This window comes from Arenibacter sp. ARW7G5Y1 (genome assembly GCF_003201775.1).
Classification (GTDB): domain Bacteria; phylum Bacteroidota; class Bacteroidia; order Flavobacteriales; family Flavobacteriaceae; genus Arenibacter.
In genome coordinates, this window is record NZ_QJJZ01000001.1 from 47,217 (window position 1) to 71,135 (window position 23,919).

Consider the following 23,919-nt stretch of genomic DNA (forward strand, 5'->3'; position numbering starts at 1 on the left):
ACAGAAATTGAACTACATAATTAAAACGCAATAATTTTCTACAACCCTTGCTTTTTTACGAATTATTTTTCTTACTTGTCAAATATTTACAATTATTATTGCAATTCCTATATTATGAAAATGGATTTTATCAACGAAGTTATCTTAGTTCAGGGATTAAAAAAAGGTGACTCCAAAGCTTATACCTATTTGGTTGAAACATATCACCAAAGACTATGTACCTATGCATTTGGACTTATTGGGGATTATGATATTTCGGAAGATATCGTTCAGAATGTCTTTATAAAAATCTGGAAACAGCGAAAAAAGTTAAAGGACGACGTTGACCTAACAAATTATTTATATAAATCCGTATATAATGGGTTTGTTGACCAATACAGAAAGATAAGACCTGTTTTTTCATTGGAAAAAGTACATATCGATTCCCTTAGGGTGTTTGTCCAAGATGATTCGGAAAATTCTTTGGAGAGATTACTTGTTCAGGTGAAAATGGAAATCGAGAACCTACCTCCCAAGTGTAAGCAAGCATTTTTGTTGAGCAAGCAGGACGGACTTACCAATATTGAAATTGCTGAGTATTTGAATATTTCCAAGAAGTCCGTTGAAGGACATATTACAAAAGCATTTTCTATTTTACGTAAAAGCTTGGATGGTAAAATGAAAGGCGTTTTCCTACTTCTTTTTGGAATGGATTTAAAAAAGGAGGTCTAAACTCCTTAACCAATGGCTAGTATATAATTTGTAACCCGAAAATTTTCAAGTCAATAATACACGCACCACATTCAAGACAGCCCTATCCAACTCTTTTAATCAAGTCCATATCTATGGCCAATTTTGTTATCCCATAAGATGCTTGGTAAGGTCGGTAGCGCTTCCTTTTTGCTTTAAACAGTTGGCAAAACTTTGACTGACTACCTAACTGCCAAAATGTTTATATATTCACACCAATTATAAAATCCTTTAATTTCCTCTTGTAGGCGTGATGGGTTTATGTTTTCCATTTGTAGCCGGATTAAACCCTCCTTTATTGGAATGGGGAATACCAATGGTTTTCCCAGGGAATTTCGTTATTGTGGGTAATATGTGGATTGACAGGAGTTAATTATATCCTAGTCCTTTGTATATTAAAACCATGATTTGATACAAAAAGAGAAGGTTTAGGTTTTATTTAGTTCTTTTTTTGTGTTATCGGATTTAATAGTATTCCTTAAATTATTTAAAAATAGAATAGTGATCGTATATAGTTATAGCCATATTGGCAAAAAAAAGAACAATGAGGATGCACTTCAATTTAATGAAAGGTGCCTGCTGATATGTGATGGTGTTGGAGGGGGTGTAAAAGGAGAATTGGCAAGTAAAGAAGTTTCGAATTATATTCTTCAAAACTTTGACAATGAGCCGTTAAATGAACCGAGCTTAATAGAATTGGCCCGGAAAGCTCAAAATCAATTGAATAACTTGGCATGTAACGAAGCTGGTTTGGATGGTATGGCGACAACCATAGCGGCAATTTTTTTGACAAAAACAGGACTTTTTACTATGCATGCCGGTGATAGTCGAGTGTTTTTTGTAAAACCTAGGAAGAAAAAATTTTGGCAAACTTGGGATCATTCCTTGGTATCATCCTTGGTTAGATCAGGTGAGATAACACGGGAACAGGCAAGGAAGCATCCGCTAAATAATCAAATTAATAAGGCATTCATAGCTAACTTGAAAAATAGTACCATTGAACCGGAGATACATCTTTTATCGGATTTAGAGGAGGGCGACATATGTTTTATATGTTCGGATGGGGTACTGGAAGCATTTTCGGACTATGAGCTTTTAAGTTTGCTAAGTGAAGATAATTTGGATTTGAAAGAAAAACTGGAACACATAAAGGAAAGGTGCAAAAAGGAGAGTAGGGATAATCATTCGGCTATAATTGCTGTATTTGAACAAAAGGACATAATTTTTTTCTCCCATTATCCAACAAATTGGTCTTTAATAGATTATATAGTCACAAGTTAAGTTTTAAAACCATTTTTTTTTATTTTGTCGAGCAAAATAAAAACAAGGAGTGGTTAGCAAGGGTACCTTATTAGAATTTGAGAACTTTCCCGATTTAGAATCCGAAGAAAGCATAAAAAGACAATGGGCGTTACATAAAAATGCTTTTGTGGATAATGGCGAAAAACTGGTCTTTTTTTATCTTGAGGGCAACAGGTTGGAAGATAGGATTAAACTTAGGGGTTTTTTAAGCTATTACAGAAATAACGAAAGGGAGCTTAACAAACAAAAAAATTTAAATAATCATGCCAGAATAGTTGTTACGGTTAGGGAGGCTTCTCTTTTTTATAATTTTTATGGATGGGAGGAAGATATTTCATTTTGTTACAATTTGGACAATGATCCTAGTGATGTAATGAAAAAATTGGTAAATAGGTTAATGTACTATCCTTTTGATAAAAATGCGCCTATAGAGAAAATGAAAATCAAATCAAAAGGAAGTTTTGATCTGGAATTCATTTCTGATATCTGTTATTGTGTGGCTTCACAAAATTATACGGAGATTCATTTGGCCAATGGAAAAAAAAGATTGGAAAGCAAGGCCATTGCGTTTATTGAAAAAAGATTGCGCAATGTTTCATGTATTCAAAAAGTGGGTAGGTCCTATATGATCAATAGAAATAGAATTTTAAAGGTCGATGCAGAAAAAGTGTGGTTTACGGCAAACCATGGTTGTCCTTCACGAATAGTAAGTCTAGGGCCGGAGTATATAAAAAGAATCCGAAAATTTGTTTACTGGTACTGATATGAAATTTACTATAGGAAGAAATGGGGATAACAATTATATAGTTGACCACGATACTGTAAGTGGTAATCATGCTGAAATTCTTGTTTCCGATGATTTTAAAAACTTTACCCTGGTGGATCTTGAATCAACAAATGGCACCTATGTAAACGAAATAGAAATTGTATCAAAAAAGATTACGGCAAAGGATGTAATTCAGTTTGGAAGTCAAAGGGCAGACCAAGAGAACTTATTCGATCATCTATCAAAATATATAAAATCCCAAAGAACAGACTTTTCCCCTGAGTTTGGCCAGCTCCTTAAAATTGAAACTGCCTATAAAGCCAAACGAAGGAGCCTTAATAAGAATTATAAGCTCATTGCCATGTTGCCAAGACTGATCATAACGGTTTTGGTGGTGGTGGTAATTTACTTTTTTCCCAATATAAAATCGGAACTAAGGTATCCACTGATGATTGGGGCAACTTTTTTAGGAAGTACAATTTCAACCTTGGGCATTTCAGAAAGAAAAAAAGAAGAACTTTTGGACAAACTGAAAACTGAGTTTCAGCTAAGTTTTGTATGCCCTAAATGCGGTTCCGAGTTATCGGGAAAGGAGGGTATTTTCTGGAAAGAAAAAAAAGCCTGTAGAAATAAACAGTGTAATGCCACTTGGCAAATTAAATCATAATTATGAAAGATCTTATCTATGAAATAGAAGTTGATGAACCTTCTATTATTGAGGAGCTTCATGTAAGTGAAAACAATTTCATTGAATTGGACTATAGTTATTTGGATGAAGAGATTGAAGAGGAGGTTGACATGGATGCTGAAGTTGAAGATTCTCTTTATGATGATGAAATAGACGAGGGGAATGCAACAGGAACGGACGATAATGACGATGACAACTACGAGGACGATAATGAGGACCTAGAATTTTAAATATGCAGCATACGTGTAAATCTTGTGGGACTAGGGTTAAAATTCCGGAGGAGTGGATTCTAATAGGGCTGGATCAAAGAATAAAATGTCAGGTATGCGGCAATCGAGTTAATCTCAAAATAAAAGAATTTGTTGATAAGACAAATGGCTCGGAAGGTAACGTTAAAACCCCAAAAGGCACAGTTATTATAGCCCCACAAAACGAAACAAACACAAGATACCGCCTTTCCATTACCGATAGGAATACAAATAAAACCCTTGCCATATTGGAAATCGATACCCACAAAACCTATATTGTAGGCAGAAGCGTACAAAAAATAAATCTGATGGACCAAAGCGCTGAGCCTATCATAATACCTACCGAATTTGATCCAGCAGTTTCCCGAGTACATTTTGAACTAAAATTCAGATCCATAAACGGTAGGTCAAAAATTGCGATCAAAGATTTAAATAGCCTGCATAAAACCCATTTGTTGAGGGATGGAAAACCTCAGACCTTGGAGGCACAGGAACAGGTTTTTGTGGATATATCGGATACCATAAAAATAGGGCAGAATACTTTAATTGGTTTATCAAAGAGCGACTTTTAGTCTTTGATATATCAAAAAGCCCGTTTCGTGTAAGAATTGAATAGTTATAGCATTTGTGATACTAGTTTTAAATCAAAATAAGTCAATGAGCAAAGAAAATATAAAATTAAAGGTGAACCCCAACCAACACAAAAAACTCACTTTTAGAGTTACGCCGGAAGGAGCCCAGTTATTGAAAAATGGTCAAATGCCTTTGACGGCCTTGGCAGGATTGTTAGGAGGAATAGGAGGTGTTAAGGGTGTTGAATATGCCAATGATAGATTTGCGGAAAGGGATGATTCGTCAGGTAGTGATGATATTGAGGATGCTGATATCGAAGAAGATTCCAATGACCTATGCGAATATGAAGTGCCCACCTCTGTTGAGTTTTCGGAAAGTGTAACAGATGAAATGTCCTTTAATCAAGCTTTTCAAACGGCAAGGGAAGAATTGGGACAAGGAGGTTTTTTTACATGGAGAGGGCAACATTATAATACCTATAATAAAGAGGAATGGGATTCATTTTCTGAGGCGGATAAAAAGGAATTTTTCAAAATGTTCCAGGAGAATACTGATTTTGAAAACGGAAAGGATAACACCCATGAAGATACTATAGTGCCAGATCACGGAGAGAGTGAACCGGATCCCAATAGGAATCAGGAAAAAGAACAGGAAGACGATGAGGGAAATGAAAGCAGTGAAAACGAAGAAGTAACCTTGGAGGAAATAGGTTCGGATGAAGAAATTATAGAGGGTTTAAATGACGGGGAAGCTTATACAGAAGAAGATAATTTAGGAGAAGATATTACATAGAGCAATGGATTGGAAAAGATTGTTTCCCTTATTTCTTTTAATGCTTACGGCCTGCGTTTCATGTACATCAACAAAGAAATTAACCGTTGGGGAAGAATTTAAAATTGTTTTGGAGGGTGAAGGTGATGGTGGATTTTCTTGGCAATTTGTGGAAAATCCGGAAATCGTATTAACCGATTCTTTAAAAATAGACAAGGAAAAGGAAAATGGCCTTTCTGAATACTCCAAAGTTTTTGTTCTAAAAAGTCTTAAATCGGGTTCATATATTTTACAGTTTAAAAAAATAAGAAGTTTTGATCCCGATTTAATTTTAGAGGGTCACTTAAAAGAAATAACAGTCAACATTAAGAAATAGATAAAATGAAAAAAGTAATTATTGGTTTACTTTGTTTAATGTTCTTTCAGATTATAGTATCCCAAAACAAAGGTACTGGCTTAATTCCCTTGACCCCTGAGGAAATGTTAAAAATCCAGGAGGTCCACAGTGAATTTATTGGAGCAGGGGATTTGTTATACGACAAATTATCAAGTTCCTACGGGGACGAGAATCAAGAACGTTTTGACTTGCGTTCGGTAAACGGAATATCCGAAGTTAAAGATCAATTCGAATGTGGGTCTTGCTGGGCTTTTTCCACCTTGGCAGCGATGGAATCGAGCAACCTGCTAATTAATCAAAAACAAATAGATCTAAGTGAACAGCAATTGGTCAATTGCATAGGACAAAGCAAAGGTTGTAATGGAGGTTACCCTGAAATGGCATTACAAGAGCTACTAAAAAGTGATAAGGGAGTAGTAAGTGAAAAGGAAATACCTTACCAAAATAAAAAAGGGTATTGTGCCATTGCCCAAAATTCACCTGTAAAAGTTTCCAATTGGGGACAATTGGATGATAATGCCTCCATAACTGAAATTAAGAGGGCTATTGTAAAACACGGCGCCGTCATAGCTGCTTTAAACGCCAGTAGTACCGCTTTTCAGTCTTACAATAGTAAATCTGGAATATTACAGGATAAAAATACAGGAAAGGTGAGTCATGCCGTGGTCCTGGCGGGCTGGGACGATACCAAACAAGCTTGGCTCATAAAAAACTCTTGGGGAATAAAATGGGGGCAAGAGGGCTATGGCTGGGTAAAATATGGTAAACAGGACCTTAAACGTTTTTCATGGGTAGATGTTACACGGTTGGATGATAGTTATCAGTTGCCACAATTTACGGAAGCTGATAAGTATACATTAAATATATCAAGTGTGTTGGGATCAATCCAAGATTATCAAATCCTTGGCTTATTTATAGATAGCGGTAAAAAAGTTTATAGATATGGCATGAACAAAAAAAATGTCAAGTACAATAATAAGGTGAAATTAACTCCAGGAGCACACAAAATTGTGGTTGTTACCTATTCGAAAGTTTCCAAGGATGGTAAAAAATCTACGATTTTGGGTGAAAGTGTGGCCAAAACAGTTGTGATGAACGCAGATAAATCGTTTAAATTATCGTACAAGAAACGTATAAAAAATCCAAATGTCTTTTTAATTGAATTGGAGGAGGTAAAAGTAAAGCGGTAAGGGATTCTTATAAGAAGCCATTGGATTAGCGCAACTTTTCCTTCCAAACTAAGAATAACCAACTAATAACCAGTTAAGTGACCAGACAAGAGTTTCATAATAGATATAAATACAATAACAAAGACCATAAAATTGGTGGCGGCGCTTTTGGTACGGTGTATAAGGCGTATGATTGCACTTTGGATAGGGAGGTGGCCATAAAGGTACAGGAGATACAGGAAATTGAGGGCAAAGAGTTTTCCCTTCAGTTGGAGTACGACGCTATAAAGGCATTGGAAGATCATCCAAATATTGCCAATTATGAAAGTGTATATAGGTATGCGGACGGTCCGGGCCTTTATGATTATGCCATTATGCAGTTTTATCCCTTGGGGAACCTTTCATCTTATCTGAAAAACAATACTATTGGCAATGGGGAAAGGAATAAAATTTTGGTTCAGATTTTACAAGGTATAGCCTACCTACATCATAATAGAGTGGTACATAGGGATATTAAACCTGGGAATATTTTGGTAGTGAACCGGCCCGGGGTAGGAATAATTCCCAAAATAACTGATTTTGGACTGAGCAAGTTAGCGGAAATCCAGAATGATTATTCACAATTTCAAAATAGTTTTGCAGGAGGTACTGTGGAGTATAGCTCCCCTGAGCAACTTAAGGGACTTTCCCTAAAATTCAATACGGATTTATGGAGTTTTGGCATTATCATATTTGAGATTTTTACAGGAAGAACTCTTTTTGATGTAGACGGATATGGTGCTGGCAGTGCAGGGAAGCAGGGTGAAATTATGCAACAAATATTTAAGAAAGACTTACGTGACGATATGAAATTGCTTCCGCAAGATTGGCAACCTATTGCCATGCTTTGCTTGGAAAGGGATCCGGAAAAAAGACCTTCTACGGGTAGGGAACTGTTGAAAAAATTGCCGAAAGAATTCTATAAGCTGGAGGAAGATTCCTTTCTAAGGGCAGAAAGCGCATTAAAATCCAGTAGGCAGGAATTATATGGCCATATGGATGATTGTAATGAGGTTACCACAATTTTAAAAAATGAGGTGGCGATTGATGATAAGCCAACGGTAGTTAACCTCAATAATCAAGAAGTATCAGATAAACCCATACAGGAAAGTCCAAAGCCCATTGGGAAAACTAGATCCAAGATCAATAAACCAATAGTTATTGCTGCTATTGCTTTAGTTTGTATTGGTTTATCGGCATTCCTAATTTTCAAGTTTTTAGGGGGTAGTCATGTACCTAAATTTTCTGCAATGGTACAATTGGAGGGTAAGACAGGTTATATTGATTCCCAAGGAAACTCAATTTTGGAGCCAACTTACAAAGGTGGGTTAAATTTTAAGGAAGGTGTGGCCCCTGTTAATACCGAAAATGGATGGAATTATATTGACATTGACGGAAATTTGACGATAAAAGGCGATTTTGATCTGGCTACTCCGTTCTCCGATGGTTTTGCTTTGGTGAAAAATAACGAAGGGTGGTTCTTTATAAATAAAGACGGTGAAAATGCCTTTAATCAATTTTATAAAGGTGCTAAGTTATTTGGCGACGGTCTTGCTCCCATTAGAACAAGTGAAGGATGGAGTTTTATAGATAAAGATGGAAACATTGCTTTTTCTGGTATATATGACGATGTAAATTCTTTTTCGAATGGTTTGGCAGGGGTTAAAAAACAGGGAAAATGGGGCTTTATCGATATAACTGGAGAACAAGTGATTAATTTTAATTACTTAGGAGTAGAAAATTATTCTGAAGGATTGTTTGGGGTATTAATTGGTGAGAATAAATGGCAATTTATGGACAAGTTTGAAAATGTAGCCTTTGATGATTTTTTTGACCAAGTGGAAATATTCTCTGAGGGTTGGGCAGCGGTAAAAAAAGGTAATAAATGGGGGTTTATTGACAAAAACGGAAAATTGAAAATCGATTTTAAATATGAAAATACAGGGAATTTTATTAATGGGATTGCACCGGTAAAATTAAACTCCAAATGGATTTATATAGATAAAAACAATAAGCAAATCATAGAACAAAGTTATGACCGAGTAGAAGATTTTGAACTCGTTAATTGAATTGAAAAAATTATTGCATTATAAATTAAAACACCAAATGAAAATGAAAATACAAACTTTAAAAATGAAGAACACCATACTTTTTCTTATTGTCATATTGAGTATTTCGTCAGGGATATCCCAAAATTCCAAAAATAAGAAAACAACCATTGGTCTTACAACTTTTGAGGCCTTGGACGAAAAAAATTACAGGGAAGCGGAATTGCTGACAGAAACGGTCAAGGAGCTTTTTGTAGAATCCAAAAGGTATATCCCATTGGATAGGACCACCTATGCCGAAACGGCCAAGTATAAGGAAATAGAGGTACAAAAGAATGTTAGTTTTATAAATGGGGTAGTAGCCAAACAAGGACTTCAAAAGGGAGCAAAGTACTTAATTGGGGGTAAATTAACGGCTGTTGAATATGCGGATATGAAAAACGGTATCGATTGTAAACTTAGTTTTAGTATAAATATATCCAGTGTGGAGACAGGCGAGTTAATGGCTTCAGAAACATTTACTCCGGGACCTATATCAATTTCAGCAGATGGTATTGACGAAATTAGCGCTATGTCGACTCAAATAAACCTGTTAAGAAATAAAATAGGGAACTTCATTATTGCCAACACGCCCTTTTCAGTAGAGATAATTCAATTGGAAAAAACGAAGAAAGGGGCCAATATTCTTATTAACGTAGGGGTGGATGAAGGTGTTGAAAAAGGAAACAGGTTTGCAATTTATAAGGTTTCCAGTATTGCTGGGCTTACCCGTAAACAAGAAATCATTAAGTTTTCCATAGACGAAGTCCAGGGGGGTATTTCAGTTGGTGGCATCAAAAAGAATATGGTAGATGAGTTGGATCAATTGATTAATGATCCAAATGTGGAGCTTAGTTGTGAAGAAATAGAATGCAAAATATGTTTTAATAAATTTAAAATATAATGAAGAACAAATTTACCATTATAGCATTATTAGTTGTTCTTGTTGTACAAGCACAAAAATCCAATGAGCGATTGGTTCTGCCAAGTATTATGATTATGCCTGGGGAGAAGGCCTATAAGAATATTATAGATAATAAAATACCATTTAATTTAAAGGCAGGAATGGCTACCGTTAATGATGCTTTTAAAAATTTCGGTTTTGACACTAGGGATTTTGAAGCGGCATTCAACAAACTCATGCGAGATGGCAAGTTGGACGATTGCAGTCAGTGCGACCTAACAGAAATGTTATTTGAAGATGCGGTTGCTGATGTATTGGTAGAATTGGAGTTTGAATACGTAACAACAGCACACGGAAATAAAGTAACAGTGATCGTGGAAGCAATTCACTTCTCTTCTGCAACATCCTGGGCCAGTGAAGTATGTGAGTCAAATTATTTTAACACGACCGATATTACAGCCCTGACAAAGTCGGCCATTAATCAAATAGCTTATGAAGATAAGAAGGGGAATGATGTTTCGTATATAGAACATTTTATGCAGGAAATAGTGGATTATTTGGAAAAGTGCAGTGAGAACGGGGCTATTGCCGATATCAGATTTACTATAAGTGGAGATTCGGATTGCAATATGGACTGCAAATTACCGCAGGCCGACAATACTAGGTTAAAGTACGTCTTGGAAGATTGGATAGAGGAAACATCCAAGGATGGGTACTACAAGATTAAGAGCCAAAGTGAAAACCAACTAATTGTAGAGGAATACCGCTATGAGTGTAATTCAAGAACAAGTAAGATAGAAAGAAAACTTTCCAGATTTTTGGATGAATTGGAATTGGATTTTAAGGTAAAAACAAGTAGGGCCACACTTTATGTGGAACTGTACTAAATAAATGGATATGAAGAAATTTATCGTTTTGGCATTATGCTTATTGGGGCCAACAATATACGCCCAAAATGACGATTTGGGCCAAATTAAACTGGCTGTCGTAACCCCTGACTTTCTACTGGAGGACTTAACCTTAAGTCATGTTTCCAAAATTCGGACCAAGATTCAAAGTATGGTCTCCAATTATGGGATGTCCGGGACCGACTATATTAACGACTTTGTAATTTATCCCAAGTTTGAAATTTATGAGCAGGATATCATTCCCGGAACGTACGGGGATATCCATTCCATGGAGGCAGAACTAACCCTTTTGGTGGTCGATGCAAAAACAAAGAGCTTATTGGCAGCAGCTTTTCCAATAAAACTTAAGGGAGAATCTAGAAGAAGTAGGGATGATGCCATTACAAAAAGTATAGGCCGTATTAAAACTAGTGGACAGGATATTGAAAAATTTATGGATGTTATAAAACAAAAAATTATGGATTACTACCAGTCCAATTGTAATAGAATATATAATGAGGCCAATGCTAAGCTGAACAATGGTTTGGTTGCAGATGCCATTAATTTATTATTGACCGTTCCCAACAGCCTATCAGGTGAATGCTATGATAGGATACAGTCTAAGCTTGTTGAGGCTTATATAGCTTATAGTAACTTTAAATGTAAATCATTGATAACGGAGGCCAAGACTGCCATTGGTAAAAATGAGTTGGATTATGCCAGAGGATTATTGGCACAAATAAGTCAAAATTCAAGCTGCTATTCCGAAGCGCAAAGCTTGATGAAAGGAATGGATACGAATAAAAACAGTGAAAATTCCAAGGAAAAGAACCAAGATGCCGAAGTTAAATTAGAGAAACGAAAAGAAACGGTACTTAAAAAGGCACAAAGGGAGGTGGCCCAAAAAGATGATAAGGCACAGCTTTGTGATTTGGGTATTGGAGTTGATTGTAATTGAAGGATTATCCTATTTCATAAAAAAAGAGCCTCTTGGGCTTTTTTTTAGACATCAAAGGTTAGGTTTTATAAACTAATTAAAGTCGGTTAAGCGCCTTCGAACTACTTGTCCGCCAGACAGGCCCAGTGGTAGTTTATGGCTTTGTAAATAAATATACTAGAGTGCTTATATAGGCTATTAATAGAAAAATTAGCGTAAAAAACAGTAGTTGAAATTTGATTTTTTTCGATTGGATTTCTTCTTGGGAAAGTAATTTGGAAAAATTGGAAAAATCCCTTAAATGGTTTCCTCTGTACCAATATACATGATATCCGTTTTTATGCAATATTCTTTTCATGGTATACACCAAAATGACTATAAGTGCACCAACGATAATTAAAAGTTCAATAGGAAGGATCTTCATGCTTCTGTATTACATTCAGGGTTCGTGAATGTTTATATATACTAAAATAGCCATTTCAAATATAATTAAATATGTAATTGGTTTTAAGGACATAATTTTGATGAATAATCAATGAAATAAAACCTCAAAATTATGAGAACAGTATTAATTACGATTATAATAATAATGATTACCATGAACAGTATTTCAGCAAGAAAAGGTGTTTTTGGAAAAATGGAATCAATTAAAGAAATTCAGGAATTAGATGTGTCTGGCCCAAAGGGAGAAGATCTCTATTTGGCCTACAGAACTTCTAGTAGTTTCTTTATAGCTGGTCTTTATTTTAAAGACCATGGCTATGTTCTTGGTATAAGAGGCCAGTATAATTCATATTACCCTTTAGATGCTAGACGTATTGCACAACTTCAAGAAGCAGGGCAGTTACCAGACCCAATGCCGGAGTATGATATTCCTTGGAAAGAATATCTTTTTGGGTACTCGGGTTGGTTAATTTTGCCGTTGCTTTTTTGGAGATTGTTGCTTTTTTTTAAAAACATGGGGGACGATACTACGGAAAGGAAAAAATTAAATGATATTCCGGAATGGAATTATAATATGGGACTAAAGAACTATAACCCTAAAAAAGGACGGCCAGATTATAAAAGTGCTTTTAAATTATTTAAAAAGGCTGCCGAGCAAGGTCATATAGAAGCATTATATAACACTGGGATAATGTTGTGCAAAGGTCAGGGAATAGAACAAGACCTGGATCTTGGTTATAAATATCTTACCATGGCTGAACAAAAAGGCCATAAGGAATCGGCTATTGTAATAAAAAAACATCAAGAATTGAATCAAAAATAAAGTAATGAAAATAGAGTTAAAGAAGATAATCCCAAATTATGAGGCATTCCTTCCTCTTTTGCAACTTATAGAACAAAATAATGGTAAGGCAATGCTTATAGGGGGAGCTGTGATAGATGGTATTAATAAAATCGAAATTAAGGATGTTGATATTGAGGTATATGGCCTTGGCTATGAAGAAATCTGTAAGCTCCTAGAACAGCTAAATTTGCCTTCAAATGTAGTTGGCAAGGCTTTTGGCGTTTTAAAAACAGTGATTCAGGATATAGAAATAGACTTGTCCGTTCCCAGACGTGAAAATAAGATAGGTATAGGGCATAAGGGTTTTGCGGTAGAATTAGACGCTAGTATGACCCCAAAAGAAGCAGGAAAACGTAGAGATCTTACTATAAATAGTATGTATTTAAATATGCATACCGAGGAATTGGTAGATCCCTTTAATGGTTTACGGGACTTGCAAAACGGAATACTTAGGGCGACAGATGAAAAAACGTTTATAGAGGATCCATTACGCGTATTGAGAATAATGCAACTATTACCTAGAAAAGGCACTATAGTTGAAAAAGAGACAATAATATTGTGCCAGAAAATGGTAGAGGAGTTTTGTGAACTTCCAGCAGAACGCGTATTTGCCGAATGGGAAAAATTATTATTGAAAGCGGATAAACCTTCAATGGGATTGCTATTTATGAGGGATTGTGGCTGGCTAAAACACTTCCCAGAGCTCAATGATTTAATAGGGAGTCCTCAAAATCCAATTTGGCATCCAGAGGGAGATGTATGGGTACATACTTGTATGGTAATAGATCAGGCAGCTAAACTAAGGAATCAATTACCCAATAATGATTGGCGCCTAGCTTATATGTTCGGGGCATTGTTGCATGATGTTGGAAAACCATCTACCACTACTCCAGACTTAAAAGCACATGGGCATGATGCTGCAGGTGTTCCAATTGCTGAGAATTTTATGAAGCGCATGACAAGTAATAAAAGTTTAATTGAAAAAGTAATCACTATTGTTGGTCTTCATATGAGGCCTGGGCAATTATTCAATTCTGGGGCTAAAGAACCGGCTTGGAAAAGATTACATAACAAATGTAGGCTTGATGTTTTAGGATGGCAGAGCAAGGCAGATTCTGCGGGAAGAACAGGTAGAAATGTCTTAAATGATAGGCATGAAACTTCTGAGATGTGTTTTGAGCTATTTCAGAAATTTGGTGAAAAGGAAATTACACCTTTAGTTCAAGGAAAAGATTTAATTGTTCTAGGGTTAAAACCTTCCAAAGAATTTGGAATAATTTTAGCGAAATGCTATGAACTACAGCTTGAGGGGGAGAAAAAAGAAGCGATACTTTTAAAAATAGAGAATAACACGATTTAATTTGCAGGAAAAATTCTAGATTAACGGATAAAAAAGTTATTTACCACATTAGAACAACCACCTCCACTTTTATTGAATACTAAAAAGAAAGAGTCCACCAATTTGGGCTCTTTTTTGTTTCCTATATTAAATACTAGGTTTCATACACTAAATAAAGTCCTGGTTATACGTTGAAATTATATTTGTTTCAAGAAATTAGAACAACAACCTAAACTTGAAACCATGAGATTTTTAAAAAACCCAATTGCACTTTTAATAGCCTTAACCATCATATTTGTAAGCTGTGATGACAAGAAAAAACAAGAGGAAGCAAGACAGAAAGTTTATAAAATTGGAATGTTGCAATCCAAACTTATGGATTACCAATCCTATCGCAATTTATTGGACTCGGAATTGATCAATCAACAGGCCAAATTAACAGACTATAGTCGCTCTAAATTTCAATTGGAATCCAAGTTAGAAGATTACGAAGGTAAGGTAACAGCTTACCTCATGGACCATAAAATGGCGGTTGCCTGTATAGTTGGGGGTTTGGGAGGTGCCAGTGTTTCCTTTGATACCACAAGTGAGTTGTCCAGAGAGGTAAAAGACGTAGCAGGTGCGGTAACGGCGATCAGTGCTATCTACGCCGTCTTAAACTACTCTGAGGTTTCAGAGGTAGCCGACGTTTTGGTTCAGGCAGATAGCAATGTAAAAAACATGAAGAGGGAGATTGGAAAAGTAGATGTAATAATTAAAAATACCAAGTATGACATTGGCGACAAAGAGCTGAAGTTGGTTGCTTTGAAGAAGAACATAGTTGCTACAAGAACCAGAATAGAGCAATTAAATATTTAATAATCAATTCCTTGTTTTTTATTGGCACCGCCAAAGGGTATAATACCCCGAGGTAGTTTACTAAAACCCAAACCTGCATTTAAATGAAATCAATTATTCTTTATTCAGATTCTTCCACAACTACTTCGGTCCAATTTTTTGAATCGGGCCACGTTTTAATTTGCAATGAGGAACTGGCGGGAACATATCTTCTTAGGGTGCCTAAGGAGGAAAAACAAGATTTTTTTTATATTTTGTTTGAGGCATGGATCAATAATAAAAAAACCTACTTTCTTGGTTTTATAACTAGAAGATTTGGATTAAAGTTTCCTGAAAATCTAACAGATGATAAAATCAATGAAAATATGATTCTTTGTTTAAAGAAATTGTTTTTAAACAGATTGGAAGACCCCTTTGATGAAATTAAAGCCTTTCTATTTAATAAGGAAATTAAGTTTAGTTCAGAATACTGGACATCTAGATGACTAAACGGATTTTTTGGACACTGGATGTCTTAAATGTAATAATTAAAATATTGGTGCATGGTATTTGCTGAACTTGTAAGCTTCCACTAATTATAACTGTCCAGTTTATCGGGAGGAGGTCACATTCCCCCGGTAAAAAATCAATCAATGGGATAATTATAGATTCTATTAAATGAGGGAAACGAAATTACCAATCAGCATTTAAACCATAATACAATTATCTGCCAACTAAATTTTTGTAAAGATGAAACAGAAAAAAGACGGTAAAAACATACAGAATTGGCATAGGCCCTATAACCCGAAATACAGGTTAAAGACAAGGGCTTATAAGCTAAAGAACGAAAGGGTTTCTTTGGACGAGTCATTAGATGAATTTTTCACCAAAGAAGTACCCCATGAATATGATGCATATTGGAACAGTCTTTGGAATCCAATGGCAAGTTTAGCAGCAGTTAAAGATTGGCATAATCATGACGCAGATGAATATCATATTGATGAAGAAGCTATTTATAACTATAACCTAAAAAATTTATATAAATCTATTATAGAACCTAATAATCCCGTTTTAGATATACAAGAAGGAATCTCCTTAAAATCTAAAATTGTACCTAAGACAGAGGATCAATTCTCCAATAATTTAAAACATCCCGGTCCTACATTTAGTGAGAATTTAGAAGAAGAGCTGTACGAGCATTTTAAATTCCTTACTGGCCTAAGTTCAAACGTTGAAGAAGCTAGAGAATTTTTACTTGAAAAAATCGGTTCTTTTGAAAATATAGAATTGATTCAAAAAAACAGCAATCCAAGTTTGGCTAAAACCATTATACTATTTGCTAATTTTTGGGTCAATAATCCAATGTCGTGGAAGCCTGGTATAAAGGATGTTTCTTTGGTCGTCCATCTTTTTTCAAAATATAATTCTCCAGTTGTTTTAATTGACTCCCCAGTTGAGTATAGACATAACCAAATTCCTTTTAAATGGGTTTGTTGGTATATTATTATCGGTCAGGGCGGTAGTTTAAAAAAAGCGGCACCACTTTTTGGGTGGATTATTCCTTCAAAGTTTCAACATTACCTGCTAAAAGTGCCAAAAGACATCCAATATCCGATCCAAGCCTGTGTTTATGCAGAAGTGTTAAGATTAGGAGGTAACGATGTTGATTTTGTTAGGGTAGCTTTTAATGAATCATTGATGATAGATCCTACAGAGAGGAACCACAATGAAGACTACCTTGTATTTTGGACGACTACGATGGTATGGTTAATTACGAATAGAGATCGTATTACCAATGCCGAAAGCCGAATGGTTTTATCATGGGCCGTTCATTTATATACCGAAAGTAGGAGAGACCATGCAACCGTTTTTTCTTGGAAGGGAAGAGGTGTTGTAAACACCTTAAATCAAGCCAGTCAATATTTTGAAGAAATTAATAGAAGGGATTGGGGAAATTATAAATGGAATAGCCATGATTGGAACTGGGAGCATATTGATGAAACAGATTTACAGTGGACGATAGAAGAGCTAACTTCTAGTGATGAACTATATGAAGAAAGTATGTATATGCAACATTGTGTAAAAACGTACTCAGGCCGGTGTATTTCGGGAACTTCTGCTATTTTCTCCCTAAAATTGGAAGGTGAAAGAAAACTTACTATTGAAATTGCACCCCAATCAAAAAAGGTGGTTCAAGCTTTGGGGGAATTTAACCGAATGGCGGAAAGTAGGGAAAAGGAAATAGTGAAACTATGGGCGGAAAGCGTATTGGATAATCAGTAAGGTTAATTTTTTTATTTTCTAATGGTTTATTCTAAGTATGGTGGTTGGTTATATAATTTGGCTTATAAATATTAAAATCATGTTAGCATGAAAAAACTATTTTTGGATGATGTAAGAACTTTATCAATGGTTTATCCGAATGATCTGGAATCGGAATGGGACATTGTTCGCAACTACCAGGATTTCGTGGCATATATTAAAAGAAACGGCTTACCGCCCTTCATTAGTTTTGATAATGATTTAGGGCTGGACCAAGAAGGTCAAGTAGCTCCGGATGGTTATGCCGCTTCAAAATGGTTGGTATATGAATCTGGATTGGATTTACGGGGATTAAGGTATCACGTGCACTCTGCAAATCCGGTGGCTGCCGAGCAAATTAGGGGATTATTGGACAATTATTTGAAATACCTGAAGGGTCAATAGATAAGGATACAATTAGAACGGAAGATAGGTTAAGCATTTATTCTCAAGATACTTTTTGGTCGTTCCCCTTTCTTGGATTAAAGGAAATCCATTTAATATATCAAAATCCCTATTCCATACACTAAATACTTTTTCTCCTAACCATTGGAAATACATTTGGTTTAAATCTAAAAAACCATAACCATGTATTTTAAAAACATCACCACAGCAATTTTTTTCATAGCCCAAATTATATGGGCAAGTCCAAAGCCTTGTGGCTGCTCGGGAAGCAATTCGGATTCCTTTTTTACTAACGGTTGGTCTATTGTAGAGAATGACTATTCAAATTCTTTTAAAAAGGTGTTATGGAACAATTACGGTACAAAGGTCAAGGAGGATTATGAAATTACGGGGCTTAGAAGGCACAATCTGGAATTTTACGACTACGGGTGGCTGTTTGAGTTTTCCGTTCTTGACCAAGGAACACAAAAAAAAATATTTGTACTTAATGCGAATATGCAATCGGTACTGTTAACAGATGCCAAAAAGATTGCGGGGTTTCTTTTAAGAAACCAACCAGACCTTAGCACCGATAAGGGTCTCCTGGAATATTGGGCTATGCTGACCCATATGGCAGAATTGGACAACGATCCAATACATGTACTATTCTCAAATGAAGATCTCAACTCGTCTTGTTCAACTAGTAATTCAAGTGCTCCCAGAGTGGTCTACAAGGACGAACATATGGCCAGAATACAAGCCTTGGTCAATATAGAAGGGCAGGTATTCTCTGCGAGTTATGATTTGGATTATAAAATAAAGAACATTGTAATGAAAGATGCTATTCCGATCATCCCTGTCAATTCCAATACTGGTTGCAGGCCTTCATATAACAAAAGTGAGGTTTCATACAGTGAATGGAATCCAAATAGTAAATCACAGGTATTTTCACCTCAGAAATATAACGTTAACCACTAAATAACAAAAAAATGAAAACACTTATCTACATTCTCGGCTTACTATTACTAACGATATCTGGAAACAAAACAAAGAGTACTTCTTTTAATTCTACGGTTTTAGTGGACGGTGTTGAGGAAACCACTTTTGATAAGGTAGCATCGGCCACAGAGAAACCAAAAATGATACTTTTCTATAGCTCGGAAAATTGTGGTCCCTGTTTGGAGCAGATTGCAAATATGAAACCCCATCTTAGCGAATTGGATAAAAAATATCAGTTGATATTTATAGACAGTTGGACCATTGGCAAAGCCAAAAAACATCAGAGTAGACAATTCGCCTTTGGTTTTTACAAGGAACACCTCAAGACCAATACCTCCCATTTTTTATTGGATCCTGAAGATGAGCTTTTGGCCTCATTTCAAGAAAAGGAAAGTCTTAAAGGTGCCTTGCCCTTTTTGGTGGTACAGGACAATGTAGGTTTGGATGTCTATCAGCAACTTGGCCAAACAAATTTTAGCGAGGCACCTAATTATGCCAGTCTTTTCTAAAAGTGGACCATTCATAAACTAGGTAGGTATAGGGTATCCAGAAGTATGGTGCACAGTTGTCCGGTAGGAAGCGATTGCCCAGGTAACACGAGAAAATTAAAAGGTGCCCGGGGAGGGTGTGGAAGCATTTGAGCAAGATCTGGATGATTTTTGATGGGGATATACTATAAATGATAAACAAGGCTAGGGACATTTAAATTATGGTAATAATGAAAGATATACTATTGAAGGTTCCATTTTTAATACTAATGGGATCCTGTTTGTTAATAATCGGCTTTGGAGCCTATAGACAAAGCAATCTAATAGAAAGACAATTGGCCATTTTCCAAAACAGCCATGAATCGGAATTTAGATTTTACGAACAATGGCTCCAATTTACCTGCAACTCAAAAAAGGAATTGACTTTTTTAATGAATACCGAGAATTTTTATCGCTTGGATAAGCCCGTTGGGAACTATAAGGAATTAGGGAAGACTCTAGCAAAAATTTATAGGCAAAGTTTAAAAATACAACCTTATTCAATGGAGACAAGAAATTTGACCAATGAACTACAATTAACACTTCAGAATGGAGTGAATGCTTCATACGAATTGGCCAAATTGGTCACAGGGCCAAAAACCGTAAAACGTGGCGATACGATGGTGGAAAGCATTCAATATTATAATTTTTTCACCCTTCTGCCTTTTAGTGCCTTGATACCTAAAGAGGATCAGAAAAGATTTAAAGACCTGGCCGAAGTACTAGTGGAAGTGAGTAGTAAAATAGCAGGGTTTAGGGATTTGACCAACACTATTAAAGGAGGGATAGCCAAAGATGCCAATAAGTTCATTATAAAGCTTGGACATTCCTTTAATAATCCATTAAATAACATTTTGGTAAGTGCAAAAAAGAAAGAACTGGGCTTGCTACGGCTAAAGAAAATAATCACAACGAGCCAAATTTTTGAGAGAGATCCGGAAGGTTCCTGTGATATTGTAAAGCCTGGTGATGATTCCCGGAGTGGTTTGAAATTGGAATCTGCCTATAAAAGAGCGGTCAGGCTCCAGGAGTTTAATTGACCAGACCAGAGACCTTTATTAGGGTTTTATGAATCAAAACGGCGCTTTCATATATTGGTTTTCTTTGAGTTTGGCTTGCCTAGCTACCTTTATTTCACAATTAAAACCTAGATAATTATGAAAACTAGAACATGTACAAACTGTCAAGGAAGAGGGATAGAAACCGATTATAACACACGGATTGAGTCAACCAAAAATAGCTTTACCTACGGTAATAGGCCATGTGTTGTATGCTCGGGAGCTGGGGTCATATATGACTATAGCCCAGACCCGGAGGTAGCCAAAAAATCGGTTTCAAAGGAGGTTCCGGTAAAATCGAATTCCACAAAGACATCGAACGCCAACAAATCATCCGGGAATGATTTTAGCATGAACGATTTTTTTATGCTGCTTGGATTTATTATTGGGGGAATTGCGGCCTATCAGTATACCACAAATTGGATTGCTATAGGGGTAACAGCCTTAATTTCTGGCTTCATTTTAAGAATTACCTATAAACTGATCTTTGTTATTTTAATTATCCTTGCAGTGGTATATTTCTACAACCAGTAGCGTATTAACTTTTGTAAAAAAAATTATTTCTCATCAAATAACGGAGGATGACCTTTGGCCGCTATGTTTGGCCAATGGGTAACTAAAAAAAACAAGGGAATAGGATGGGCCCAACACTACAAATCAATAGTGTTGGGCTTTTGTTATTTAAGAATGTTATTGAAAAGTAGTGTTGTTATAAAATGCACAAGGGTAAAAGGGCCCTACTTTTTTTGGGAGTGACCCTTTCCTATAACAAAATGCCTGTTTCATACAGTAATAAACGCCCTTTCCTTAAAACGGACATAATATTGGATTATCAATAACATTTAAAACATTTATTATGAAAAAATCAATGGTATTTATGGCCCTGGTGGCCACAATGGTATTTACAAGCTGTACACCTGATACGGTACGGGATTCAGCAGAGGCTTTTAACAGTTTGGAGTGTCTGAACAAATTACTCAAGTTAAGTGAAAACGAAGATGATTTAAGCTGTTCGGAATTGGTGTCGGCATTACAGGGTCTCAAGAAATCCTGTGGTGATGAAGATGGGGATATACAAGAAGCCATAAACGTAATTATAGCCAATTGTGAAGATTAAATCAATTTGTAATAATTAAAAGAAGAGAACAATGAAAACGAATTTTTTAAGGATAGTTGCCCTCACTGCAATTCTTGCTTTTGCAAGTTGCTCAAAGGAAGAGGATTCGGCAGATATGGGTTTTGATGGATCCTTAACCTCTATTGAAGATTTTTATACACCAGAATTGGTAAGGGCTTTGGATTCTTTGGGTTTTGAAATGAACCTAGGCAATAAACCACCAAAAATAGAAGGGACATATCATGTAAAGCCTATGCTCCTTAAGTCTAGCTCGGTGCCGGGCGATATTGTAGGCTCACAATTTAATAACTACGAGGTGACTTTTTCCAATCAGGATAATGGAAAATTGACCATTGATTATTTTGGAGATCAAGGTGTAGAAATAGATGAAGGCTATGGTTCATTTATATCCGGGGAGAACGATAAATTTTCGGTATTCCTAATAACAACCTCAGACATTGGCTCCTATACGGCCGATTCTGCTATTTCCCTATCGGGAAGAATAGTGGAGGGCGGAATTGAAAATATCCAAATGGCATTTGTAATGCTGGATAATAAGGAAAATGAAGGAGGGGTGTTTATAGGCAACAATACGGGAAGGATTGTTTACGATTCCGATTACTTTTCTGAAAAGGTCGAAAATACAAAGGAATTAAATTCAATGGAAAGCTACGGGGCATCCATGATGCGGATTAAAGTACAATAACAAAAACAATTTAAAAAATAAAACAAATGAAAGCTTTAAACAAAAAAACAACCACAATGAAAAAATCAATTATATATATCGCCATTGCTTTATTGGCTGGTCCAATGGTCATGGCCCAAGAATTTAATGTTGGTACCAATGTTATAAATGGGGGTATCGGTTTTGGAGGCAGATATGGAAATTACACGACCTCATCCCAAAGTCCTGGGTTCAGTATAAGTTATGAAAGAGGTATTTGGGATGTTCCAGGGCCAGGCGTCGTGAGTTTAGGGGGGTATGTAGGTACTAAAACATACAAGTACAATTATTTGGGGGGAAATGACAAATGGTCCTATACCATTATTGGGGTTCGAGGAGCTTACCATTATACGGGACTGAATGTTGACAAACTTGATGTATATGGCGGTCTCATGGCTACTTATAATTTTCTGTCCTATAGTGGCGCGGGGAGTTATGGTGGCGGATTGGGTGCAACGGCATTCGCTGGAGGGCGGTGGTATTTTTCCAAAAACCTTGCAGTCTTTGCAGAGCTAGGCTATGGAGTTGCCTATTTAACTGTTGGCGCATCGATTAGAATATAGTTTTTTTAAAAAGGAATATACCTTATTGCCTTTTACAAATAATTATGGAGTAGTATGTAAACGGGTCCAACACAAAATGGTTGGACCCGTTCTGCAATTGTAATTTGGGTGTAAAGCTTTATTAAGGAATCGATAGGGAAATGTACCTTGTACTTAATGAAGGCATTGAAAGTGGTGTTGGTAATAAAATCGTTACCGGAAATCATGTAAGAATTGGAAAAACGTATGAGTAGATGGCAATTTCCTTATATTTAAATATTTAATAAGTCATTGATTTAGAATAAATAAGAGGTGTAATGAATTTTATAATCCCTTGGGGAGCAATGGGGATGGGTGTATCCATAGGGTCATAGATTGGCATTTTACGTTTAAACATATAAAGACTTACCATATATGAAGACCAATTTAGACCATAGGAATTTTTATCACTTTGCCATCTTTATTATTGGGCTTCATATTGTCCTTTCCATAGTCCATATTGTCGTAAGCTCCCTTTTGGGCCCCTCGTTCTTCTATTTTAACGATTATTTTGTTCCTTGGTTCATCTTGGTCATGATAAGCGCAGTGGCGCTTCATTTGGTGTTGATTTGGTATTACCGGATAAAAAACTACAAGTTTGCCTTATTGGCCATTATGATTTCCCTTGTGGCCACTTTGGGGTATAGCCTTTTTATTTATCTGGCTTTGACCAATAGGTTTTTGCAAAATATGGTTACCGGGGCTTATGTTGTGGTGCTTTTCGTAGGTGCTATATATTCGATATGTCTTTTCGCCTCCAAGACGAAACATAGACCTTGGCTGTATTGGGCGGGCCTCAGTGGGTTTTTAGTGCAGTGTATTTTGATATGGATGTATCTTTGGGCGATGAACACCAAGAATGTTACCATTCTAAGGGGTATTGAAATGGCCTTACCTTGGATATCGGTGGTAGGAAGCGGATCACTGTTTTTCTATAGCCTGAATTTTAAAGTTGAGCTTAAATCCATGGAAACAAAGGACATTCCTAGTCCTTCCAAACTATTGACCGTAACAAGTAACGGGATTGGGGTAATTTCGGCAATCGCTATTTTTCTGGTTTTGAATCAAGGAATCAAAGGGTATGCGTGGCAAAAAGGGAAAACGGCAAGATCTATGAAAATGGCAGAACTTTTTGAGGCCGGAATTTACGTGAACAAGCAAAATGACACACTAAAATACCGTTTATTAAAGCCCAAGGATTACGATGGTAATAAAGAGTACCCCTTAGTGGTAAACCTGCATCATGGGGGTGGAATGGGGAGCGACAATCTAATTCAATTGGACGCAG

26 protein-coding genes and 1 pseudogene are annotated in these 23,919 nt (G+C 36.2%); all 27 read left to right on the top strand.

The annotated features are described in order from the left end of the window. Positions 1 to 114: 114 nt before the first annotated feature. Entirely contained in the window at positions 115 to 711 is a 597-nt protein-coding gene (locus C7972_RS00150) for an RNA polymerase sigma factor (RefSeq protein WP_258364740.1), read from the top strand. A gap of 519 nt (positions 712 to 1,230) precedes the next feature. Further along, entirely contained in the window at positions 1,231 to 2,010 is a 780-nt protein-coding gene (locus C7972_RS00155; protein ID WP_181422783.1) for a PP2C family serine/threonine-protein phosphatase, read from the top strand. Positions 2,011 to 2,059: 49 nt separating this feature from the next. Further along, positions 2,060 to 2,794: a LytTR family transcriptional regulator DNA-binding domain-containing protein gene (locus C7972_RS00160; protein ID WP_110354198.1), complete on the top strand. Its 735-nt coding sequence runs from the start codon at positions 2,060 to 2,062 to the stop codon at positions 2,792 to 2,794. Position 2,795: 1 nt separating this feature from the next. Further along, positions 2,796 to 3,464, top strand: a complete 669-nt coding sequence (locus tag C7972_RS00165) for an FHA domain-containing protein (protein WP_110354199.1) — start codon at positions 2,796 to 2,798, stop codon at positions 3,462 to 3,464. Positions 3,465 to 3,466: 2 nt separating this feature from the next. Beyond that, positions 3,467 to 3,715: a hypothetical protein gene (locus tag C7972_RS00170; protein ID WP_110354200.1), complete on the top strand. Its 249-nt coding sequence runs from the start codon at positions 3,467 to 3,469 to the stop codon at positions 3,713 to 3,715. A 2-nt stretch (positions 3,716 to 3,717) separates the two neighbouring features. Then, positions 3,718 to 4,305 (top strand): FHA domain-containing protein, encoded by a 588-nt coding sequence (locus C7972_RS00175; RefSeq protein WP_110354201.1) that lies wholly within the window; start codon positions 3,718 to 3,720, stop codon positions 4,303 to 4,305. A gap of 85 nt (positions 4,306 to 4,390) precedes the next feature. Continuing rightward, entirely contained in the window at positions 4,391 to 5,098 is a 708-nt protein-coding gene (locus C7972_RS00180; protein ID WP_110354202.1) for a hypothetical protein, read from the top strand. Positions 5,099 to 5,102: 4 nt separating this feature from the next. Next, positions 5,103 to 5,453 (top strand): protease inhibitor I42 family protein, encoded by a 351-nt coding sequence (locus tag C7972_RS00185; protein ID WP_110354203.1) that lies wholly within the window; start codon positions 5,103 to 5,105, stop codon positions 5,451 to 5,453. A 5-nt stretch (positions 5,454 to 5,458) separates the two neighbouring features. After that, the gene (locus C7972_RS00190; RefSeq protein WP_110354204.1) at positions 5,459 to 6,664 is read left to right on the top strand and encodes a C1 family peptidase; all 1,206 of its coding nucleotides are present in this window, start codon (positions 5,459 to 5,461) and stop codon (positions 6,662 to 6,664) included. 77 nt (positions 6,665 to 6,741) lie between these two features. Beyond that, positions 6,742 to 8,751 carry a WG repeat-containing protein gene (locus C7972_RS00195; protein WP_110354205.1) on the top strand — a complete coding sequence of 670 codons (2,010 nt, stop codon included), beginning with the start codon at positions 6,742 to 6,744 and terminating at the stop codon, positions 8,749 to 8,751. Positions 8,752 to 8,794: 43 nt separating this feature from the next. Beyond that, entirely contained in the window at positions 8,795 to 9,673 is an 879-nt protein-coding gene (locus C7972_RS00200; protein WP_146216248.1) for a hypothetical protein, read from the top strand. Then, the gene (locus C7972_RS00205) at positions 9,673 to 10,560 is read left to right on the top strand and encodes a DUF6175 family protein (protein WP_110354207.1); all 888 of its coding nucleotides are present in this window, start codon (positions 9,673 to 9,675) and stop codon (positions 10,558 to 10,560) included. Before C7972_RS00200 ends, C7972_RS00205 begins: the two co-directional genes overlap by 1 nt. Positions 10,561 to 10,570: 10 nt before the next feature. Next, positions 10,571 to 11,518, top strand: coding sequence for a hypothetical protein (locus C7972_RS00210; protein WP_146216249.1), 948 nt, complete (start codon positions 10,571 to 10,573; stop codon positions 11,516 to 11,518). A gap of 535 nt (positions 11,519 to 12,053) precedes the next feature. Then, complete coding sequence (locus C7972_RS00220; protein ID WP_110354210.1) at positions 12,054 to 12,764, top strand: tetratricopeptide repeat protein; 711 nt, start codon at positions 12,054 to 12,056, stop codon at positions 12,762 to 12,764. Between the two features lie 4 nt (positions 12,765 to 12,768). Then, on the top strand, positions 12,769 to 14,145 hold the full coding sequence (locus C7972_RS00225; protein WP_110354211.1) for a CCA tRNA nucleotidyltransferase: 1,377 nt from the start codon (positions 12,769 to 12,771) through the stop codon (positions 14,143 to 14,145). A 222-nt stretch (positions 14,146 to 14,367) separates the two neighbouring features. Next, entirely contained in the window at positions 14,368 to 14,982 is a 615-nt protein-coding gene (locus C7972_RS00230) for a hypothetical protein (RefSeq protein ID WP_110354212.1), read from the top strand. An 83-nt stretch (positions 14,983 to 15,065) separates the two neighbouring features. Next, positions 15,066 to 15,446: a hypothetical protein gene (locus C7972_RS00235; RefSeq protein WP_110354213.1), complete on the top strand. Its 381-nt coding sequence runs from the start codon at positions 15,066 to 15,068 to the stop codon at positions 15,444 to 15,446. A gap of 352 nt (positions 15,447 to 15,798) precedes the next feature. Further along, the gene (locus C7972_RS00240) at positions 15,799 to 17,223 is read left to right on the top strand and encodes a PcfJ domain-containing protein (protein WP_181422784.1); all 1,425 of its coding nucleotides are present in this window, start codon (positions 15,799 to 15,801) and stop codon (positions 17,221 to 17,223) included. Positions 17,224 to 17,310: 87 nt separating this feature from the next. After that, complete coding sequence (locus C7972_RS00245; RefSeq protein ID WP_110354215.1) at positions 17,311 to 17,646, top strand: cyclic-phosphate processing receiver domain-containing protein; 336 nt, start codon at positions 17,311 to 17,313, stop codon at positions 17,644 to 17,646. Between the two features lie 183 nt (positions 17,647 to 17,829). Then, positions 17,830 to 18,603: a hypothetical protein gene (locus C7972_RS00250; protein WP_110354216.1), complete on the top strand. Its 774-nt coding sequence runs from the start codon at positions 17,830 to 17,832 to the stop codon at positions 18,601 to 18,603. Between the two features lie 11 nt (positions 18,604 to 18,614). After that, positions 18,615 to 19,133, top strand: coding sequence for a hypothetical protein (locus C7972_RS00255; protein WP_110354217.1), 519 nt, complete (start codon positions 18,615 to 18,617; stop codon positions 19,131 to 19,133). A gap of 209 nt (positions 19,134 to 19,342) precedes the next feature. Next, positions 19,343 to 20,191, top strand: a complete 849-nt coding sequence (locus C7972_RS00260) for a hypothetical protein (RefSeq protein WP_146216250.1) — start codon at positions 19,343 to 19,345, stop codon at positions 20,189 to 20,191. A gap of 117 nt (positions 20,192 to 20,308) precedes the next feature. Next, on the top strand, positions 20,309 to 20,743 hold the full coding sequence (locus tag C7972_RS00265) for a hypothetical protein (protein WP_110354219.1): 435 nt from the start codon (positions 20,309 to 20,311) through the stop codon (positions 20,741 to 20,743). 322 nt (positions 20,744 to 21,065) lie between these two features. Then, complete coding sequence (locus C7972_RS00270) at positions 21,066 to 21,326, top strand: hypothetical protein (RefSeq protein WP_110354220.1); 261 nt, start codon at positions 21,066 to 21,068, stop codon at positions 21,324 to 21,326. 31 nt (positions 21,327 to 21,357) lie between these two features. After that, on the top strand, positions 21,358 to 22,032 hold the full coding sequence (locus tag C7972_RS00275) for a hypothetical protein (protein ID WP_110354221.1): 675 nt from the start codon (positions 21,358 to 21,360) through the stop codon (positions 22,030 to 22,032). Between the two features lie 56 nt (positions 22,033 to 22,088). Beyond that, the gene (locus C7972_RS00280; protein ID WP_146216251.1) at positions 22,089 to 22,613 is read left to right on the top strand and encodes a hypothetical protein; all 525 of its coding nucleotides are present in this window, start codon (positions 22,089 to 22,091) and stop codon (positions 22,611 to 22,613) included. 393 nt (positions 22,614 to 23,006) lie between these two features. Then, positions 23,007 to 23,919: pseudogene (locus C7972_RS23715) on the top strand (hypothetical protein); the annotation flags it as partial.

Excerpts from the sequence above, each read along its gene's own strand:
- C7972_RS00180 (WP_110354202.1), top strand. The coding sequence starts at position 4,391 with ATGAGCAAAGAAAATATAAAATTAAAGGTGAACCCCAACCAACACAAA.
- C7972_RS00190 (WP_110354204.1), top strand. The coding sequence starts at position 5,459 with ATGAAAAAAGTAATTATTGGTTTACTTTGTTTAATGTTCTTTCAGATT.
- C7972_RS00260 (WP_146216250.1), top strand. The coding sequence starts at position 19,343 with ATGAAAGATATACTATTGAAGGTTCCATTTTTAATACTAATGGGATCC.
- C7972_RS00170 (WP_110354200.1), top strand. The coding sequence starts at position 3,467 with ATGAAAGATCTTATCTATGAAATAGAAGTTGATGAACCTTCTATTATT.
- C7972_RS00235 (WP_110354213.1), top strand. The coding sequence starts at position 15,066 with ATGAAATCAATTATTCTTTATTCAGATTCTTCCACAACTACTTCGGTC.
- C7972_RS00150 (WP_258364740.1), top strand. The coding sequence starts at position 115 with ATGAAAATGGATTTTATCAACGAAGTTATCTTAGTTCAGGGATTAAAA.
- C7972_RS00255 (WP_110354217.1), top strand. The coding sequence starts at position 18,615 with ATGAAAACACTTATCTACATTCTCGGCTTACTATTACTAACGATATCT.
- C7972_RS00230 (WP_110354212.1), top strand. The coding sequence starts at position 14,368 with ATGAGATTTTTAAAAAACCCAATTGCACTTTTAATAGCCTTAACCATC.
- C7972_RS00205 (WP_110354207.1), top strand. The coding sequence starts at position 9,673 with ATGAAGAACAAATTTACCATTATAGCATTATTAGTTGTTCTTGTTGTA.
- C7972_RS00185 (WP_110354203.1), top strand. The coding sequence starts at position 5,103 with ATGGATTGGAAAAGATTGTTTCCCTTATTTCTTTTAATGCTTACGGCC.
- C7972_RS00175 (WP_110354201.1), top strand. The coding sequence starts at position 3,718 with ATGCAGCATACGTGTAAATCTTGTGGGACTAGGGTTAAAATTCCGGAG.
- C7972_RS00225 (WP_110354211.1), top strand. The coding sequence starts at position 12,769 with ATGAAAATAGAGTTAAAGAAGATAATCCCAAATTATGAGGCATTCCTT.
- C7972_RS00275 (WP_110354221.1), top strand. The coding sequence starts at position 21,358 with ATGAAAACGAATTTTTTAAGGATAGTTGCCCTCACTGCAATTCTTGCT.
- C7972_RS00265 (WP_110354219.1), top strand. The coding sequence starts at position 20,309 with ATGAAAACTAGAACATGTACAAACTGTCAAGGAAGAGGGATAGAAACC.
- C7972_RS00280 (WP_146216251.1), top strand. The coding sequence starts at position 22,089 with ATGAAAAAATCAATTATATATATCGCCATTGCTTTATTGGCTGGTCCA.
- C7972_RS00245 (WP_110354215.1), top strand. The coding sequence starts at position 17,311 with ATGAAAAAACTATTTTTGGATGATGTAAGAACTTTATCAATGGTTTAT.
- C7972_RS00200 (WP_146216248.1), top strand. The coding sequence starts at position 8,795 with ATGAAAATACAAACTTTAAAAATGAAGAACACCATACTTTTTCTTATT.
- C7972_RS00270 (WP_110354220.1), top strand. The coding sequence starts at position 21,066 with ATGAAAAAATCAATGGTATTTATGGCCCTGGTGGCCACAATGGTATTT.
- C7972_RS00165 (WP_110354199.1), top strand. The coding sequence starts at position 2,796 with ATGAAATTTACTATAGGAAGAAATGGGGATAACAATTATATAGTTGAC.
- C7972_RS00210 (WP_146216249.1), top strand. The coding sequence starts at position 10,571 with ATGAAGAAATTTATCGTTTTGGCATTATGCTTATTGGGGCCAACAATA.
- C7972_RS00220 (WP_110354210.1), top strand. The coding sequence starts at position 12,054 with ATGAGAACAGTATTAATTACGATTATAATAATAATGATTACCATGAAC.
- C7972_RS00250 (WP_110354216.1), top strand. The coding sequence starts at position 17,830 with ATGTATTTTAAAAACATCACCACAGCAATTTTTTTCATAGCCCAAATT.